Origin of the sequence: Amycolatopsis alkalitolerans (assembly GCF_006152065.1) — a bacterium.
GTDB lineage: Bacteria > Actinomycetota > Actinomycetes > Mycobacteriales > Pseudonocardiaceae > Amycolatopsis_E > Amycolatopsis_E alkalitolerans.
This window is the reverse complement of sequence record NZ_VDFW01000016.1, coordinates 1-15611: the sequence shown is the minus strand read 5'-3', so window position 1 is coordinate 15611 and position 15611 is coordinate 1. Positions and strand designations below refer to the sequence as shown.

Annotated in this window: 19 protein-coding genes and 1 pseudogene; 12 read left to right on the top strand and 8 right to left on the bottom strand. The window is 70.7% G+C overall.

The genetic code is table 11. The features are described from left to right. Nucleotides 1-16: 16 nt before the first annotated feature. Nucleotides 17-502 (bottom strand): nuclear transport factor 2 family protein, encoded by a 486-nt coding sequence (locus FG385_RS18660; protein WP_139098049.1) that lies wholly within the window; start codon nucleotides 500-502, stop codon nucleotides 17-19. Between the two features lie 57 nt (nucleotides 503-559). Here FG385_RS18660 and cysD point away from each other — a divergent pair, with 57 nt between their 5' ends. The 3 genes from cysD to FG385_RS18645 are packed head-to-tail and all read left to right on the top strand — an operon-like array spanning nucleotide 560 to nucleotide 3790. Next, nucleotides 560-1471, top strand: coding sequence for a sulfate adenylyltransferase subunit CysD (gene cysD, locus FG385_RS18655; RefSeq protein WP_139098048.1), 912 nt, complete (start codon nucleotides 560-562; stop codon nucleotides 1469-1471). Nucleotide 1472: 1 nt separating this feature from the next. Then, nucleotides 1473-3293 (top strand): adenylyl-sulfate kinase, encoded by a 1821-nt coding sequence (gene cysC / locus FG385_RS18650; protein WP_139098047.1) that lies wholly within the window; start codon nucleotides 1473-1475, stop codon nucleotides 3291-3293. Further along, nucleotides 3290-3790, top strand: coding sequence for a pyridoxamine 5'-phosphate oxidase family protein (locus FG385_RS18645; RefSeq protein WP_235022649.1), 501 nt, complete (start codon nucleotides 3290-3292; stop codon nucleotides 3788-3790). Before cysC ends, FG385_RS18645 begins: the two co-directional genes overlap by 4 nt. On the opposite strand, the gene FG385_RS35820 is transcribed toward FG385_RS18645, so the two are convergent. Further along, nucleotides 3787-4539 (bottom strand): multicopper oxidase family protein, encoded by a 753-nt coding sequence (locus tag FG385_RS35820; protein ID WP_456061880.1) that lies wholly within the window; start codon nucleotides 4537-4539, stop codon nucleotides 3787-3789. The genes FG385_RS18645 and FG385_RS35820 overlap by 4 nt on opposite strands. Before the next feature lie 93 nt (nucleotides 4540-4632). Here FG385_RS35820 and FG385_RS35815 point away from each other — a divergent pair, with 93 nt between their 5' ends. After that, a complete protein-coding gene (locus FG385_RS35815; protein ID WP_456061881.1) occupies nucleotides 4633-4800 on the top strand; it encodes a hypothetical protein in 168 nt (55 codons plus the stop codon). On the opposite strand, the pseudogene FG385_RS35810 reads toward FG385_RS35815, so the two are convergent. The 3 genes and pseudogenes from FG385_RS35810 to FG385_RS18630 all read right to left on the bottom strand — a co-directional run. Continuing rightward, nucleotides 4740-5189, bottom strand: a pseudogene (locus tag FG385_RS35810) (multicopper oxidase domain-containing protein); the annotation flags it as partial. The gene FG385_RS35815 and the pseudogene FG385_RS35810 sit on opposite strands and share 61 nt — an antisense overlap. Continuing rightward, a complete protein-coding gene (locus FG385_RS18635) occupies nucleotides 5137-5901 on the bottom strand; it encodes a tyrosine-protein phosphatase (RefSeq protein WP_139098046.1) in 765 nt (254 codons plus the stop codon). The pseudogene FG385_RS35810 and the gene FG385_RS18635, both read right to left, overlap by 53 nt. Nucleotides 5902-5912: 11 nt before the next feature. Next, a complete protein-coding gene (locus FG385_RS18630; protein ID WP_200834524.1) occupies nucleotides 5913-6653 on the bottom strand; it encodes a rhomboid-like protein in 741 nt (246 codons plus the stop codon). 80 nt (nucleotides 6654-6733) lie between these two features. Between FG385_RS18630 and FG385_RS18625 the strand changes: the two genes are divergently transcribed. Continuing rightward, nucleotides 6734-7750 (top strand): aminotransferase class V-fold PLP-dependent enzyme, encoded by a 1017-nt coding sequence (locus FG385_RS18625; RefSeq protein ID WP_139098045.1) that lies wholly within the window; start codon nucleotides 6734-6736, stop codon nucleotides 7748-7750. A 2-nt stretch (nucleotides 7751-7752) separates the two neighbouring features. On the opposite strand, the gene FG385_RS18620 is transcribed toward FG385_RS18625, so the two are convergent. Further along, a complete protein-coding gene (locus FG385_RS18620) occupies nucleotides 7753-8940 on the bottom strand; it encodes a sulfatase/phosphatase domain-containing protein (protein WP_160148841.1) in 1188 nt (395 codons plus the stop codon). On the opposite strand from FG385_RS18620, the gene FG385_RS18615 reads away from it, so the two are divergent. Continuing rightward, nucleotides 8918-9478, top strand: a complete 561-nt coding sequence (locus FG385_RS18615; protein WP_160148840.1) for an MFS transporter — start codon at nucleotides 8918-8920, stop codon at nucleotides 9476-9478. The two genes, FG385_RS18620 and FG385_RS18615, sit on opposite strands and share 23 nt — an antisense overlap. 130 nt (nucleotides 9479-9608) lie before the next feature. Here FG385_RS18615 and FG385_RS18610 read toward each other — a convergent pair whose 3' ends face one another. Beyond that, on the bottom strand, nucleotides 9609-10187 hold the full coding sequence (locus tag FG385_RS18610; RefSeq protein ID WP_139098042.1) for a TetR/AcrR family transcriptional regulator: 579 nt from the start codon (nucleotides 10185-10187) through the stop codon (nucleotides 9609-9611). Between the two features lie 87 nt (nucleotides 10188-10274). Between FG385_RS18610 and FG385_RS18605 the strand changes: the two genes are divergently transcribed. Together FG385_RS18605 and FG385_RS18600 are read left to right on the top strand one after the other, a co-directional pair. Next, on the top strand, nucleotides 10275-11447 hold the full coding sequence (locus FG385_RS18605; RefSeq protein ID WP_139098041.1) for a cytochrome P450: 1173 nt from the start codon (nucleotides 10275-10277) through the stop codon (nucleotides 11445-11447). Between the two features lie 63 nt (nucleotides 11448-11510). Beyond that, complete coding sequence (locus FG385_RS18600) at nucleotides 11511-12137, top strand: hypothetical protein (protein WP_139098040.1); 627 nt, start codon at nucleotides 11511-11513, stop codon at nucleotides 12135-12137. Here FG385_RS18600 and FG385_RS18595 read toward each other — a convergent pair. After that, a complete protein-coding gene (locus tag FG385_RS18595) occupies nucleotides 12134-13060 on the bottom strand; it encodes a ferritin-like domain-containing protein (RefSeq protein ID WP_235022648.1) in 927 nt (308 codons plus the stop codon). The genes FG385_RS18600 and FG385_RS18595 overlap by 4 nt on opposite strands. A 207-nt stretch (nucleotides 13061-13267) precedes the next feature. Between FG385_RS18595 and rimP the strand changes: the two genes are divergently transcribed. From rimP to FG385_RS34885, 4 genes are all read left to right on the top strand, one after another. Beyond that, nucleotides 13268-13804 carry a ribosome maturation factor RimP gene (rimP, locus tag FG385_RS18590; RefSeq protein ID WP_139098038.1) on the top strand — a complete coding sequence of 179 codons (537 nt, stop codon included), beginning with the start codon at nucleotides 13268-13270 and terminating at the stop codon, nucleotides 13802-13804. Next, nucleotides 13801-14826: a transcription termination factor NusA gene (gene nusA / locus FG385_RS18585; protein ID WP_139098037.1), complete on the top strand. Its 1026-nt coding sequence runs from the start codon at nucleotides 13801-13803 to the stop codon at nucleotides 14824-14826. Before rimP ends, nusA begins: the two co-directional genes overlap by 4 nt. Before the next feature lie 131 nt (nucleotides 14827-14957). Then, nucleotides 14958-15149, top strand: coding sequence for a YlxR family protein (locus tag FG385_RS34890; protein WP_235022663.1), 192 nt, complete (start codon nucleotides 14958-14960; stop codon nucleotides 15147-15149). Between the two features lie 152 nt (nucleotides 15150-15301). After that, nucleotides 15302-15611 (top strand): translation initiation factor IF-2 N-terminal domain-containing protein (locus FG385_RS34885; RefSeq protein ID WP_235022647.1); only part of this gene is annotated, 310 nt, incomplete at its 3' end.

The window sequence follows — 15611 nt, the reverse complement described above, 5'->3', positions numbered from 1 at the left end:
ACCACCTTTCAACTCTCTAGAACGCGTTCTCGCGATCGGCCCAGCGGTTGGCGGTGAACTTGAGACTCGGCAGGTTCTTGAGCGGGAGCATGAACTCGTACGTGCGGGTGTAGCCGGTGTGCGCGATACGCCAGCGCCCGTCCTCGCAGCGGCGGTACCGGTCCTCGTACACCGCCGCGCCCTTGATCATCACCTGGTACTCGGTGGCGATCACGGTGTCCTCGAACGGCCAGGTCCCCGCCGCGGTGTCGCCCTCGATGTCGATCTCCGGCTGCACCGCGAAATGCGTGGTGATGATGTTTCCGCCCAGCTTCTCGCGCAGGAACCCGACGATCGCGTCGCGTCCGGAGAGCGTGATCGGCTCGCCGTAGGTGGGCGTGCCGTAGCTCGCGGTCGCCTCCGGGGCGAAGGTGTCCGCGACGTCGTCCCACCGCTTCAGGTCCACGCAGCGCAGATAGCGGTGCTTCACGCGTTTGATCTCTTCCAGCGCGACGAGGTCCATGCCGCCAGCATGCTCCGGGGATTGACCGAAAGCAAGAACGTGTTCTAATTTTCCTCCATGACCAGCACCTACGAGCTGTCCCATCTCGACGCGCTCGAGGCGGAGTCGGTGCACGTGTTCCGCGAGGTGGCGGCCACCTTCGAGCGGCCGGTGCTGCTGTTCTCCGGGGGCAAGGACTCGGTGGTGATGCTGCACCTGGCGCGCAAGGCGTTCTGGCCCTCGCCGCCGCCGTTCCCGGTGTCGCATGTGGACACCGGGCACAACTTCGACGAGGTGCTCCAGTTCCGGGACCGGACCGTCGAGAAGCTCGGCGTACGGCTGGTCGTGGGCCGCGTGCAGGACGATATCGACGCCGGGCGGGTCGTGGCGGAATCCGGCCCGCGCGCCTCGCGGAACAGGCTGCAAACCGTCACTCTGCTGCGGCTGATCAGGGAAAACGGGTTCGATGCGGTTTTCGGCGGTGCCCGGCGTGACGAAGAGAAGGCGCGGGCGAAGGAACGGGTCTTCAGCTTCCGGGACGAGTTCGGCCAATGGGATCCACGCAACCAGCGGCCCGAACTGTGGAATCTCTACAACGGCCGTCATCGCCGGGGTGAGCACATTCGCGTCTTCCCGCTGTCGAACTGGACCGAGCTGGATATCTGGTCCTATATCGCGGCCGAGGGAATCGAGCTCCCCTCCCTCTATTACGCGCACCGCCGCGACGTCGTGCAGCGGGACGGCATGCTCCTCGCGCGCACCCGGCACCTGACCCTTTTCGAAGGGGAACAGCCTTACCCGGCAACGGTTCGCTTCCGTACCGTCGGCGACGCGACCTGCACCGGCTGCGTCGAGTCCACGGCCGCCACGCCCGCCGAGGTGGTCGCCGAGACGGCCGCGACCCGGGTCACCGAACGCGGCGCGACCCGGGCCGACGACCGGATCTCCGAGGCGGGAATGGAAGACCGCAAGCGGGAAGGCTATTTCTGAGATGGCCCGGGAATTGCTCCGGCTCGCCACGGCGGGCAGTGTCGACGACGGCAAGTCCACCTTGATCGGGCGGCTGCTCTTCGATTCCAAAACGCTTTTCACCGACCAGCTTTCCGCGGTGGAGCGCACCAGCCGGGAGCGTGGTGAGGAATACCCGAACCTCGCGTTGCTCACCGACGGATTGCGCGCGGAGCGCGAACAGGGAATCACCATTGACGTGGCGCATCGCTATTTCGCCACCCCGCGCCGGAAATTCATCATCGCCGATACACCGGGCCATATCCAGTACACCCGCAACATGGTCACCGGCGCCTCGACGGCCGACCTCGCGCTGATCCTCGTCGACGCCCGCAAGGGCGTGCTCGAACAGTCGCGGCGCCACGCGTTCCTCGCGAGCCTGCTCGGAATCCCGCATCTGGTGCTGTGCGTCAACAAGATGGACCTCGTCGGCTGGTCGCGGGAGCGCTACGAGGAGATCCGGGACGATTTCCGCCGGTTCGCGATGAAGCTGGACGTGCCGGACCTGACGTTCGTGCCGGTCTCGGCGCTGCACGGGGACAACATCGTGCACCGCGGCGCGAGCATGCCCTGGTACGAGGGCGCTCCGCTGCTGCACCATCTCGAAGAGGTGCACGTGGCCTCCGACCGGAACCTGATCGACGCCCGGTTCCCGGTGCAGTACGTGATCCGCCGGCACGACCGTGACTTTCGCGGCTACGCGGGCACCGTTTCCGGCGGAACGTTCAAGCCCGGCGACGAGGTTCTCGTGCTGCCGTCCGGATTCCGCACGACTATCCGGGCCATCTGGGGTCCCGGCGGCAAGGAGGTCACCGAGGCGTTCGCCCCGCAGGCGGTGACCGTCCAGCTCGCCGACGACCTGGACATCGCCCGCGGCGACCTGATCTGCCGCCCGGGCAACCGGCCGCACAGCGGGCAGGACCTCGACGCGATGGTGTGCTGGTTCGCCGACCGCTCGAGCCTCACCCCCGGCGCGACGTACACGCTGCGGCACACCACCCGCGCCGCGACGGCCGAGGTCCGCTCGCTCGAATACCGGCTCGACGTCAACACCCTCCACCGCGACGAGTCCGCGACCTCGCTGGCACTCAACGAGATCGGCCGGATCCAGCTGCGCACCCGGCAGCCGGTGCTGTTCGACCCGTACCGGCGCAACCGGGCGACCGGCAGCTTCATCCTCGTCGACGACGTCACGAACAACACCGTCGCCGCCGGCATGATCACCGGTCCGGCGACGCGCGTCGTCTGGCACGCCGCGACCGTCACCCGCGACGAGCGGCCGACCCGCGGGCTGACCGTCTGGCTGACGGGGCTGTCGGCTTCGGGGAAGTCGACCGTCGCCGCCGAGCTGGAACGCCTGCTCGTCGCGGCCGGGCGCCCCGCGTACCTGCTGGACGGAGACAACCTGCGGCACGGGCTCAACGCCGACCTGGGGTTCAGCGGGCAGGACCGCGCGGAGAACGTGCGCCGCGTGACGGCCGTCGCTCAGCTGTTTGCCGACGCGGGGACGGTGGCGATAGTGTCGTTGATCAGTCCTTACCGTGGCGACCGGGCGAAGGCCCGCGCCGCGCACGAGGTTGCCGGATTGTCCTTTGTGGAGGTTTACGTGGACACGCCACTCGAGGTGTGCGAGGCGCGCGATCCGAAGGGCATGTACGCCAAGGCGCGGGCGGGGGAGATCCGCGGGTTCACGGGCATCGACGATCCGTACGAGCCACCCGTGTCCCCCGAACTCGTGTTACGCCCCGGCGACGGCGACCCCGCCGCGATGGCCTCCGCCATCCTGAGATTCCTGGACCGATGATGGGTGTGAACCAGCGGGCGCAGATCCGCATGAGCGAGGACGAGATCACCGCGTTCGTGGCGCGCAGCCGCACCGCGACGATGGCGACGCTGGGGCCGGAAGGCGTGCCGCACCTGGTCGCGATGTGGTACGCCGTGGTGGACGGCACGGTCTGGTTCGAGACGAAGGTCAAGTCGCAGAAGGTGGTGAACCTTCGCCGTGACGACCGGATCACGGTGCTCATCGAGGACGGGCTGACCTACGACAAGCTGCGCGGCGTGTCGATCGAAGGGCATGCGGTGATCAGCGACGATCCGGACGACATCCTGCGGGTCGGGATCAGCGTGTGGGAACGCTACAACGGTCCGTACAGCGAAGAGGTCCGCCCCGCCGTGGACGCGATGATGAACAAGCGCGTCGCGGTCCGCGTCGATCCGAAGCGCGTGCGGTCCTGGGATCATCGCAAGCTCGGCCTGCCCGAACTGCCCCTGGCCGGGAGTACGGCGGACTACCTCTAGGTCACCTCGAAATTGCCCATCATGGCCATGTCCTCGTGTTCGAGGTTGTGGCAGTGGAACACGTACTTGCCGCGGTAGCCGTCGAACCGGATCGCGATCGCGGCCTCCTCCGCCGGGCGCAGGTCGATCGTGTCCTTCCACCCGGCGTCGAACGGGCCCGGCCCGGCGAGGCCCCGGGAGAGCACCTGGAACGGGTTCAGGTGCAGGTGCACCGGGTGGTGGAAATCGCTCACCAGCCGCCATACCTCGACGCTGCCGAGCGCCGGCCTGGCCGCGATCGCGTGCGGGCTGAACAGTTCGCCGTTGATCAGCCAGCCTTTCGTCCCGCCGGCCTGGAAATGCAGCGTCCGCGTCACCGCCGGCGGGCCCAGCGGTTCGATGGTGGACAGCCGGCCGGGCAACCGGAAGCCGTCCGGCGCCCGCTCGCCGACGCGGAACCGCAGCACCTCGCCCATCCGCCCCTCGCCGAAGTCGTTGACCAGGCTCACGGCGGTGCCGGGCGGGTAGGCGGAGAAGTCCACGATCGCGTCGAGGCGTTGCGCGGGTGCCAGTACGAAATGCTCATGCCGCAGAGGTTGGGCCAGCAGGCCGCCATCGGTGCCGATCTGGGTGAGCGGTCGGCCGGGGTCCAGGCGCAGGTCGAGGCGGCGGGCGTTGCACGCGTTGAGGATCCGCAGCCGGTACTGGGCGCCCTCGACCGTGGCCACCGGCCAGGGCGCGCCGTTGACCAGCATGACGTCGCCGAGCACCCCGCCGGCGTACCGATCGGTGACACCCGGCGCCGCCAGCGTGGGGTCGAGGCTGGGTACCGCAGCGAACCGTCCGCGCCGAAACTGCGATCGGTGATCATCAGCGGGAGTTCCCTCGCGGGCAGCCCGAGCGCGCCCTCCTCGTCGTCGCGCACCAGATGGAATCCGGCGAGCCCGCGCCAGACGCCCGGCCCGGTGAAGTCCATCCGGTGGTCGTGGTACCACAGCGTCGCGGTGCGCTGGTCGAGCGGATACGTGTAGTCCACCGTGGACATCGGGGCGACCAGATCGGTGGGGTAGCCGTCGCCGGCGGGCGGGGTGCGGCCGCCGTGCAGATGCGTGACCGTGGGCACGGGCAACAGGTTCCGGTGCCGGACGACGGTGGTCGCCCGCGGCGGCTGACGATCGTCGGGTGAGGACGCGTTCGCCACCGCGAGGCGGCTCGCGGGCGAGTCGGCGCGAGACCTGTTCGGAATGTTCAGCGAGACCGAACTGGAGACGCTCGAAGAGCTGCTGGCCCGGTTCGTCGCGGGGGCGCCACCGCGGTGACCGGTGGCGGTGGGCGCCTCGGTGAACAGTGCTGGTTGCGGCGCGGCGCTACGCCACGAGCTTCGTCCGTAACCGGTCCGCCTCGTCCTCGCCGAAACCATGGCGCTCGAGCCACGCGAGGACGCCGCCGTAACGGGAGCCGACTTCGGTGAGGAACGCCTCCATCGTCTCGGCCCGGGGACGGTGCGCGTCGCTGCCGCCGCCGCGTTTTTCGAGGTCCGGGCGGTAGGTGGGCGAAGCCAGCAGCCGCGCCATGATGCCGTCGATCCGGGTGCCGCTGGCGGCGTAGTCGGCGACCACGGCGTCGCGGGCCACACCGGCGACGGTCAGCGAAAGCGCGACAACCACGCCGGTCCGGTCCTTGCCCGCGGCACAGTGCACGAGCGCCGCGTTCGGCGATTCGGAGATCGTGCGCAGCGCGGCGACCACGTTCTCCGGCCGGTCTTCGAGGTAGCCCAGGTAGAGCGCGCACATCGGGTCGTCGGGGTAGCGGGCGAGCGCCTTCTCGCGCCGCGCGAAGAGCGCCTCGGCCGAGTACTCCCGCTCGAGCAGCATCGACAGCTGCACATGGCGCACGGTGCCGATCGCACGAAGCGGACCAGGCCCTTCGGCCTCGACCTCGTGCGTGCTGCGCAGGTCGACGACGGTGCTCAGGCCGAACTCCTCGACGAGGAGCTTGACGTCCGTGGGTGTCAGGCCCTGCAGGTTGTCCGCGCGCAGGAGAGTCCGCTCGGCGATCGTGCCGCCGTCCGAGGTGGGCAACCCGCCCACATCACGGGCGTTCGCCGCCCCTTCGAGTTCGAGCCACCGCATGCCTTCATCGTCTACCGCGTACCGGAACCGGCCAAGGGAGAGTCCGGCCCGAACTGATCTTCCGGGGCCGGCTTCGGGGGCCGGGTGAACCGCAGCGTGCCGGCGAGCCCGCGCCGCCGCAACCACGGCCACCAGCCCAGCATCCCGATATGCGCGGCGATCGCGTGCCCCGCGACGGTCACGATCGACAGCAGCGAGCCCGGATCGTCCGTGAGGTAGATCACGACGATGAGCACCTCGATGACGGCCACGGCGACGAGCCGCAGCCGCTTCGCGAGGATCGGCACCATCGCCCCGGCGGTCGCGAAGAACCCGTAGCTGACCCCGATGTCGAGCCAACGCCCGTCCGCGGCGGGCAGCCAGCCCTGACGCAGCGCCACCATCACCGGCAGTTCCGTGGCGAGCGTCGCGAGGACATGCCCGCTGGCGAACACCGCGAACGTCCAGCCCGCGCCCACCCGCCGTTCGAGCGGCGCGACCGCGAGCGCGAAGATCAGCACGTAGACCAGCCAGCCGGAGTCCTCGATCCACAGCGCGCTGCTGATCAGGCTCATCACCGGCCGGTGCCACAGGTTGTGCGCGTCCGTGCTGGCCCCGGCGAGCAGGCGCGCGGACACCGATTCGCCGACCACCCGCTGCAGGACCGTCGTCGCCAGCAGCAGCGTCAGATACCAGAACGTGAACGGCGTCGCGGACGGGCTCGGCAGCAGCACGGCGGCGCGGCTGGTCCACGGCAGTCGATCTCTCGGCACGTCGCCAGTCTGCGGGCTCACCCTGAAAACGAACCATCGGTCACCTGTGAGTTGACTGAGAACCAGGGCAGAGTGGAGCCATGCGCACTGCCTTTGGAGCACAGTTCGACATTCCGGACGGATACCTCAACACCCCGAGCATCGGCGTCCCGCCGGTGCACGCGGGCGAGGAGGTGGCCGCCTGGGTAGACCGGTGGCGACGCGCCGGCACCCAGCCCGCGGACTTCGACGAGGCGGTCGCGCGCGGGCGCCAGGCCTTCGCGGACCTGATCGGCGCGCCCGGCGAGCGGGTCGCGGTCGGCGCTTCCGTCTCGCAGATGCTGGCCGTGGTCGCTGCCGGGTTGCGCGCGGGTGCCCGCGTGCTCGTCGCCGAGGGGGAGTTCACCAGCGTGACCTTCCCGTTCGCGGCCGTACCCGGGGTGAGCGTGACCGAGATGCCGCTGGAGAAACTGCCTGAAGCGGTGGCGGGGCACGATCTCGTCGCGGTGAGCGTCGTGCAGTCGGCAGACGGGGCGATCGTCGATCTGGACGCGCTGCGCGCGGCGGCCGAAGCGGCGGACGTACCCGTCGTACTCGACGCGAGCCAGGCCGCGGGCTGGCTGCCGCTGAGCCTGGAGTGGGCCGACTGGGTGGTCGCGGCCGGCTACAAGTGGCTGCTGTCGCCGCGCGGCTCGGCCTGGCTCGCGGTGCACCCGCGGGCCCTCGATCGCGGGCGGGCGGTCAGCGCCGGCTGGTACGCGGGCGAGGATCCGTGGCAGTCGCTGTACGGGATGCCGCTGCGGCTGGCCGGGGGCGCCCGCCGGTACGACCTGTCGCCGGTGTGGCTGGCCCAGGTGGGGGCGGCGGTCGCCTTGCCGTACCTGGCCTCGCTGGACCTCGAGGCCGTGCGTGCGCACTGCGTGGGGCTCGCCGACACCCTGCTCGAAGGCCTCGGCCTGCCCGCCCGCGGGTCCGCGATCGTCTCGTTCGACGCGGATCCCGAACAACTCCAGGCGGCGGGCGTCGTCGCGAGCGCCCGCGCGGGCAGGGCACGGATCGGGTTCCATCTCTACAACACGCTCGCCGACCTGGAACTGGTGCTGCGCGCGGTGCGCTGAGCTCAATCCCGCTGGAGCGCGCCGAGCCATTCGTCGCCGGTCGTGTCGGCCTGGTCCGGGGCGAGGTGTATCTCGACGTGGTGCAGGGTGCCGGTGAACCGGTACGGGCTGTCGTAGCGAGGACTCACCGGTGACGGGCTGTTGTGACCGGCTTGCGTGCTCAGGCAACCGAACCCGCCGGGCAGGGTGCGGTCGAGGTGCGCCCGCCCCGCCGGCCGGCTGTCGATCAGCAGGGTCGCGTCGGCGCCCTCACCGTCGCGCGCGAGTTCGACGGCGAGGGCGGATTCGCCGGGCGGGACCGGGCGATCGCTGCGGATGAGGGTGTGGCGCCCGGCGAGGTTGTAGTCGAACCAGAGACGGTTCTCCTGGACGTACAAGGAGAATCCCGCCGCGCGACGGCCGTGCGCCAGCAGGACGCCGGCACCGGCACGGCCGACGTGGGCGGTGACGCGGAACGATCGTGCGGCGAAATCCGGGCCCAGCACCCGGTTGAGCGCGCGGGTGCCGGGCAGGAACCGGAAGTACGTGCGGCCGCGCGCAGCGGGATCGGTGGCGGCGGCGCGGTCCCGGCCCCGGTCGTCGAGCGGAAGCACGTGGTAACGCTCGGCGTCGGCCCACCACGTCTCCACCAGTTCCTTGACCAGGCCGGGGTGCTCGGCCGCCAGGTCCCGGGTTTCCGCACGGTCGGTGTCGACCTGGTAGAGCTCCCAACGGTCCTCGTCGTAGGGTGTGCCGGACTCGTGCTTGGTGAGTACCTTCCACCCGGCGCGCCACAACCCGCGCTGCCCTGCCGTCTCGAAGTACTGTCTGTCCCTTGTAGATGGTGCTTGTGGACTGTCGAATGTGTAGCGCAGCGACACGCCGTGCAGCTCCATCTGCGGCACACCGCGATAGGTCCTTGGCGGTGTCACGGCGGCGAGGTCGAGCAGCGTCGGAGCGAGGTCGATGACGTGGTGGAACTGGTCGCGAACCCCTGGCACGCTCGAGATCCCGGCCGGCGGTTTCACGATCAGCGGGGTCCGGATTCCCCCCGAGAAGGTGTAGCTCTTGTAGTACTTGAACGGGGTGTTGCCGGCCTGCGCCCAGCCCGCCGGATAGTGGTTGTGCGTCCACGGCCCGCCCACCTCGTCCATCGCGTCGATGGGCCGGGCCACGGAAGCGGCGAACGTGAGCGAATGGGCCGGGATCACACCCGAATCCACGGCGCGGCTGCCCGAAGGCTCGCAGCTCAAGCGCAGCATAGCGCTGCTCGCCGGGCCGTACCGGCGCAACCTGATCGTGCTCAGCGCGCTCTGCGTGTGCGGCAGCATCGCCTCCCTGTTCCTCGGCTCCTACTCGGCCTTCCTGGCCAAAGTGGTCGGTGCCACCAGCGACCGGGCGGCGATCCTGTTCGGCATGACGATCTGGGGCGCGTACCTGCTGGGCAACATCGTCAACATCGCGGTCACCGACCGCGTCGGCCGCAAACCCCTGCTCATCGCCGGCGGTGTCATCACCACGCTCTCCCTCCTGCTCGCCGCGTGGATCCGACTGTCGAAGGACCACGCGGGCGCCGTCTTCGCGATCTTCGCGGTCGGCGCGTTCGCCTACTGGGGCGGCGTGAACCAGGCCATCTGGCAGTACACCGCGGAACTGTTCCCCGCCCAGATCCGCGGCACCGCACGAGGTTTCAGCACCAGCTGGACCCGCACCGCCGCGACGGCCTCGGCACTGCTCACCCCACCCTGATCGCCAAGCTGGGCTTCGGCCCGTCCATGCTCGTCTTCGCTCTCGGCATCATCGTGTGCGGCGCGCTCCTGCCCGAGGTCAAAGGCCGCGACCTCGGTGAAATCGGCACGTCCCAGCTGCGCGCGGCGGGCTAAGCCGACCGCGCGGCCTGGATCACTTCACCGACGATGTAGCCGATGCGGCCCGGGGCGTGCTCGGGGTCCGGCCGGCCGGCGTCGAGCCAGGCGATGACGGCTTCGAGCACGACGGTGGGGATCAGGCTTGCCGCCCAGTCCTGCCACGGGCCCTCGGGCACGGCCTCGGCGAGGTGGCGCTGGGCGATCTCGGTCGAGGCCGCGCGGATGCCGTCGACGACGTCGCGGAACTCCGGTTCCCTTGCCGCATGGCGAAACAGCAGGCGGAACCCGTCGGGGTCGTCCGACGCGGCGCGCAGCAGGGCGGGGATCGCGGCTTCGTCGTAGGTTCCCCGGCCGACGGTCTCGGACAACCGGTCCTTGGCGCGGTCGAGCACGGCGCGGTAGAGATCGGCCTTCGACGCGAAATGCCGGTAGACGATCACGTGCGTGACCCCGGCCTCGGCGGCGACCTGGTCCAGACCGGTGGCCGCGTAGCCGGCGCGGGCGAAGGCGCGGGTGGCCGCCGCGAGGATCTGTTCGCGCCGCTCGGCCCGCGGCAGGCGCCGGGCGGCGGCCTTGCCGTCCGCGACCATCGCACCTCCTCTTGTCGATCCGGGACTATACAAGTACCTTTGTTTAAGACTACTTATACAAGCTGGTTTCAACCACTGGAGGTCGTGATGAGCGCCGTGGCGCAGCTGCCCTTCGAACAGCCGGATCCGCTGCGTGTCGCGCCGCGATTGCGTGAACTGCAGAGCGAGGGGACGGTCCACCGGGTGCGGACCGCGGTGGGCGACGAGGCCTGGCTGGTGACCGGTCACGCCGAGGTGCGGCGGCTGCTCGACGACGACCGCCTCGGCCGCTCGCATCCCGCGCCGGAGAAGGCGGCGCGCACCGGCGAGTCGGCGTTGTTCGGCGGCCCGCTCGGCGACTTCGGCACCGAGCAGACCGACCACGCCCGCATGCGCGCCCTGCTGCAACCGCATTTCTCCCCGAAACATCTGCGGGCGCTGCGGTCGCGGGTCGAAGCGCTGGCGGCGGAACTGCTCGACGGGCTGGCCGCACAAGGGCCGCCCGCGGATCTGCATGCGGCGCTCGCGGTGCCACTGCCGATCCTGGTGATCTGCGAGCTGCTCGGCGTGCCCTACGCCGACCGCGACCAGTTCCGCGCCTGGACGGTCGACGTCGCCAACACGCGTGACCGGGCCCCCTCCGAACGGGGCCTGGCCGAGCTGTTCGGGTACAGCCGGCGGCTCGTCGAGCGCAAGCGCGCCGATCCCGGCGACGACGTGATCTCGCGGTTGTGCGCGACCGAGGGCGTCTCCGACGAGGAGGCCGCGGGGCTGACGATGGGGCTGCTGTTCGCCGGGCACGAGACCACCGTCGTCCAGATCGGGCTGGGGGCGCTGCACCTGCTGGCCCGTGATCAGTGGCAGGTCCTCGTCCGCGACCCCGGTCTGGTCCCGAACGCGGTGGACGAGATCCTGCGGGCGCCGGGCCGGGGCAGCGGCGGCATTCCCCGCTACGCCCGCACGGACCTGGAGATCGGCGGCGTCACCGTGCGCGCCGGCGAGCTGGTGCTGCTGGACATCACGGCGGCCAACCACGATCCGGCGGTCTTCGCGGACCCGGACCGGGCCGACGTCACGCGCGCGGCCGGGGCGCAGCTGGCCTTCGGCCACGGCGCGCGGTACTGCCTCGGCGCGCCGCTCGCGCGGATCGAGCTGCGGGCGGTGTTCACGCAGCTCGTCGAGCGTTTCCCGGGGATGCGGCTCGCGGCGGGCGTGGACGAGCTGCGGATGCGTCAGGACATGCTCACCGGAGGCCTTACCGCGTTGCCGGTCGCGTGGTGAGCGGTAGTGAGATAACACCGATTCCCGCCCGGCCGGGTGAACCGTCCAGTACGGTGTCCCTCCGTGGTTGCACCGCAGTACCCCCCGGCCGGCGGTGGCGGTACCGCGCCGCTGCCCCGGATCCCCGCTGCCCCGGCGCGCGGCCGTGCCCGGCTGCTCAAGGCCATGGGCCTGGTCGCCGTCGCCGTGGTGGCCGGGCTGGTCTGGTGGCTGATCCGGCACGAACCCGAAGCGCCGGTCGCGCAGGCGCCGGCCAAGGAGTTCAGCTTCACCGCGGCCGGCGGCCCCGTCGCGGGCACCGACTGCGCCGGCAAGTCGACCGGTGAGGTCAGGAGGTGGTTCGCCGACCATGCCTGCCGGAAGCTGACCCGCGCGCTGTTCACCACGAACGCGAGCGGCTCGAAGGCGCTGGTGTCGGTCGTGGTCGTGACGATGCCGACGGACGCCGGAGCGGGGCGGCTCAAGGCGCTCGTGGACACCGACGGCACCGGCAACGTCCTGGACCTCGTCCACGACGGGACAGCCCGGATCGCGGGCGCCCCGGCCCTCGCGGGCGGCGAGTACGCCTCACACGCGGACGGCAACCGCGTCACGATCGTCCTGTCCGCATTCTTCGACGGCCGTCAGGACCGTGCCACCCTGGGCCGGGTCAACACCGAGGCCCTGGATCTGGCCACCCGGCTGGGTTAACCGGCGGTCACCCCGATGAGGGCGACCGCTGCGGGGGACTCACCGGCCGCGTCGCGCCAGCGGGTGCCGCGCCGGGCCGAGCCCAGCAACGCCGTCAACGCCACCGCCCGCAGCGCCTGGTCGTCCGTGCGGGCGATCACCCCGGCCCACGCCTTCGCGGTGTCGGCTTCCGCGCTCGCCACGACGCTCTTCGCGGACGTCGCGTCCGTGACCGGTTTCGGCGTGACGTAGGCGGGTTGCGGACCGTCCGGGGTCACGCCGGCGGCGTCGAGCATCCGCTCGCACGCGTCGCGGCGGTCCTGGTGCTCCTGCGATCCGTCCGCGACCCCCGCGTTGTACTTCGCCGGCAGGTAAGCGCTTACGAGCCCGTACACCCATACCGCGGCGTGCTCCGTGTCCAGGGCCTCCTGCAGCGGCGCGACCGCGTCGCCCGGCACGGAGGTCACGGGCCTGACGGGGCCCGGATCGGTACCCGGCCCCAGCTGGTCACTCAGCTGCTGCAACCCCGCGCATCCGGCCGCGACCGCGGCCACCAGGCCCGCGCGGTACCGCCCGAGACCGCCGACCAGGGGTTCCGTCTGTCCACGTGCCGTGGCCAGCCGCTGTTTGAGCCCGGCGAGCCCGCCGTCACGTGGGTTGACCACGGGCACCGTCGACTTGGGCCGGTTGAGCCGGTCGACTTCCGCCTGCAGGGCCCGCGCGTGCTCGCCGCGCGCCACCGCGACCTGCCGTGCGAGACCGGCCTCTGTGGACGATCCGGTGGCCAACGCGTTCGCGGCGGCGGCATCCGCGGTCGCCTGTTCGGCGAGCAGCGTGAGCGGATCGGGTGCGTCGGAATAGCCGGTGCTGCACGCGGCGAGCGGGACGGCGGCGGCCGCCAGCGCGCTCAGCCGCAGGACGTCGCGACGGGTACGGGTGGTCACGTCGCGCCATCCTGCCAGGGCCGTGACGACCACGGGCGGTGACGGGGGTCGGCCCATTACCAAGCCGACCAAGAGTAGGCCCGCCCGACGACCGGCAGCCGACCTACGATTGGTCGATCGCCGTGACTGCTGGTCGGCTTGGTAGCCAACGGCACAGTAAGCTGTTCCCTCATCGACAACCGATTCAACAGGAGAGAGAGCGCCAAGGTGCCAGGAGAACTCGCCGGCGAACTCGAGCCCATCGTGGCCGAGGCGGTGGCCGGCGCTGGTTTCGACCTCGACGCGCTCGAAGTCCAGCAGGCGGGGCGGCGCAAGCTGGTGAAGGTCGTCGTGGACGCCGACGACGGCGTCGGACTCGACGAGGTCGCGAAGGTCAGCCGCGCCGTGTCGGCGGTGCTGGACGCCCATGATCATCTCATCGCGGGCGCCTACACCCTCGAAGTGACCTCCCCGGGGGTGGACCGCCCGCTGACGGCCCAGCGGCACTGGCGGCGCGCGAAGTTCCGCCTGGCGCGGATCACCCCGTACGAAGGCCCCGGCTTCCTCGGCCGTGTGGGCCACGCCGGGCCCGAGGCCGCGCGCGTGCTCGCCGACGGCGGGATCCGTGACGTGCGCTATCGCGACGTGGCCAAGGCGGTCATCGAGATCGAGTTCAAGCAACCGCCGACGGAGGACCTGAAACTGCTGGAGCAAGACGCCTCGGGGATGATCGACACCGCCGGGACGGAGGAGGAGCCGAAGTGAACGTGGACATCGCCGCACTGCGCGCGATCGAGCGGGACAAGGACATCCCCTTCGAAACCGTGCTCGAGGCCATCGAGACAGCGCTGCTGACCGCGTACAAGCACACCGAGGGTCATCAGCAGCACGCCCGTATCGACATCGACCGCAAGACGGGCTACGTGCGCGTCCTCGCGCATACCTTGAGCGAGGACGGTGAAATCGAGGAGGAATGGGACGACACGCCCGAGGGCTTCGGCCGGATCGCCGCCACCACCGCCCGGCAGGTCATCCTGCAGCGCTTGCGCGACGCCGAGCACGAGAAGACCTACGGTGAGTTCTCCGCCAAGGAAGGGGAGATCGTCGCCGGGGTGGTCCAGCGCGACGCCCGCGCCAACGCGCGCGGCATGGTCATCATCCAGGTCGGCGACATCGAGGGCGTGCTGCCCGCGGCCGAGCAGGTGCCCGGCGAGTCCTATCAGCACGGCAGCCGGATCAAGGCGTACGTGGTGACGGTCTCGCGCGGCAGCCGCGGCCCGCAGATCACGCTCTCGCGCACGCATCCCAATCTGGTGCGGAAGCTGTTCGCGCTGGAGGTCCCCGAAATCGCCGACGGCGCGGTGGAGATCGCCGCGGTCGCCCGCGAGGCCGGGCACCGGTCCAAGATCGCCGTGCGGTCCACCGTGCCCGGCGTGAACGCGAAGGGCGCGTGCATCGGCCCCATGGGCGCGCGCGTGCGCAACGTGATGAGCGAGCTGGCCGGGGAGAAGATCGACATCATCGACTACTCCGAGGATCCCGCCCGATTCGTGGGGAATGCGCTCTCGCCCGCGAAGGTTGTGTCAGTCACCGTCGTGGACGAGCGTGCGAAGACCGCGCGAGTGGTGGTGCCGGACTTCCAGCTTTCACTGGCGATCGGCAAGGAGGGGCAGAACGCCCGCCTCGCCGCACGGCTGACGGGCTGGCGGATCGACATCCGCAGCGACGCGGCCGGAAGTGAGTCCGGCACCACAGCGCGCCCCGCGACAACCGGTTCGGCTGAGTGACGGACCACCAGCTAGACTCGAAGATGGTTGAAAGCCCGCGTTCGGGTAACGCGCGCGACCGGCACCGGGAGGCACCGGTCCGTCTGTGCGTGGGGTGCCGGAGGCGGGCTTCGGTCGGTGAGTTGCTGCGAGTGGTCGCGAAGGACGGGCAGGTGGTCGTCGACGAGCGTCGGCGGTTGCCGGGCCGGGGTGCCTGGTTGCATCCCGATCCCGGTTGCCTGGCCAAGGCCGAGCGGCGGCGGGCGTTTCCCAGAGCGTTACGAAGCTCTGGAACACTCGGCGTCGAGGCCGTGCGGCGGTATCTGCGGCCGCACGCCGGATGACGGGCGGGGGAGCCTCCCCCGCCCGAACGAAACGAAGGAAGCAGGTCGACCCGTCATGAGTCAGCCGTGAAGCTGAAGCCATGAACGCGCGACGATAGGACGAGGTCAGCGGGTCCCTTACCGCCGGCTGGCCTCACCAGTTGAGGAGAGCAGTGGCAGGCAAGGCCCGCGTGCACGAGCTCGCGAAAGAGCTCGGTGTCACCAGTAAGGAAGTTCTCGCCAAGCTGAAGGAGCAGGGCGAGTTCGTGAAATCCGCGTCCTCCACCGTCGAGGCACCTGTTGCCCGGCGGCTGCGGGACGCGTTCGCCGCGGGAGGCGGCAAACCCGGCGGTAGGCCCGGCGGCCGCAAGCCGGTGCCCGGCCCGTCGAACGGCAACGGCGGCGCCCCGGCGCCGTCGCGGACCCCGGAAAGCGGCCAGGACCGGCCGCGCCCCGGCGCGGCACCCCGGCCCGGCCCCGGCC

What these genes read in the sequence shown, in the direction of transcription:
- cysC (WP_139098047.1), top strand. Translation starts at nt 1,473, where the DNA reads ATGGCCCGGGAATTGCTCCGGCTCGCCACGGCGGGCAGTGTCGACGAC.
- FG385_RS18645 (WP_235022649.1), top strand. Translation starts at nt 3,290, where the DNA reads ATGATGGGTGTGAACCAGCGGGCGCAGATCCGCATGAGCGAGGACGAG.
- cysD (WP_139098048.1), top strand. Translation starts at nt 560, where the DNA reads ATGACCAGCACCTACGAGCTGTCCCATCTCGACGCGCTCGAGGCGGAG.
- FG385_RS18660 (WP_139098049.1), bottom strand. Translation starts at nt 502, where the DNA reads ATGGACCTCGTCGCGCTGGAAGAGATCAAACGCGTGAAGCACCGCTAT.
- FG385_RS18605 (WP_139098041.1), top strand. Translation starts at nt 10,275, where the DNA reads ATGAGCGCCGTGGCGCAGCTGCCCTTCGAACAGCCGGATCCGCTGCGT.
- FG385_RS18635 (WP_139098046.1), bottom strand. Translation starts at nt 5,901, where the DNA reads ATGCGGTGGCTCGAACTCGAAGGGGCGGCGAACGCCCGTGATGTGGGC.
- FG385_RS18610 (WP_139098042.1), bottom strand. Translation starts at nt 10,187, where the DNA reads ATGGTCGCGGACGGCAAGGCCGCCGCCCGGCGCCTGCCGCGGGCCGAG.
- FG385_RS18625 (WP_139098045.1), top strand. Translation starts at nt 6,734, where the DNA reads ATGCGCACTGCCTTTGGAGCACAGTTCGACATTCCGGACGGATACCTC.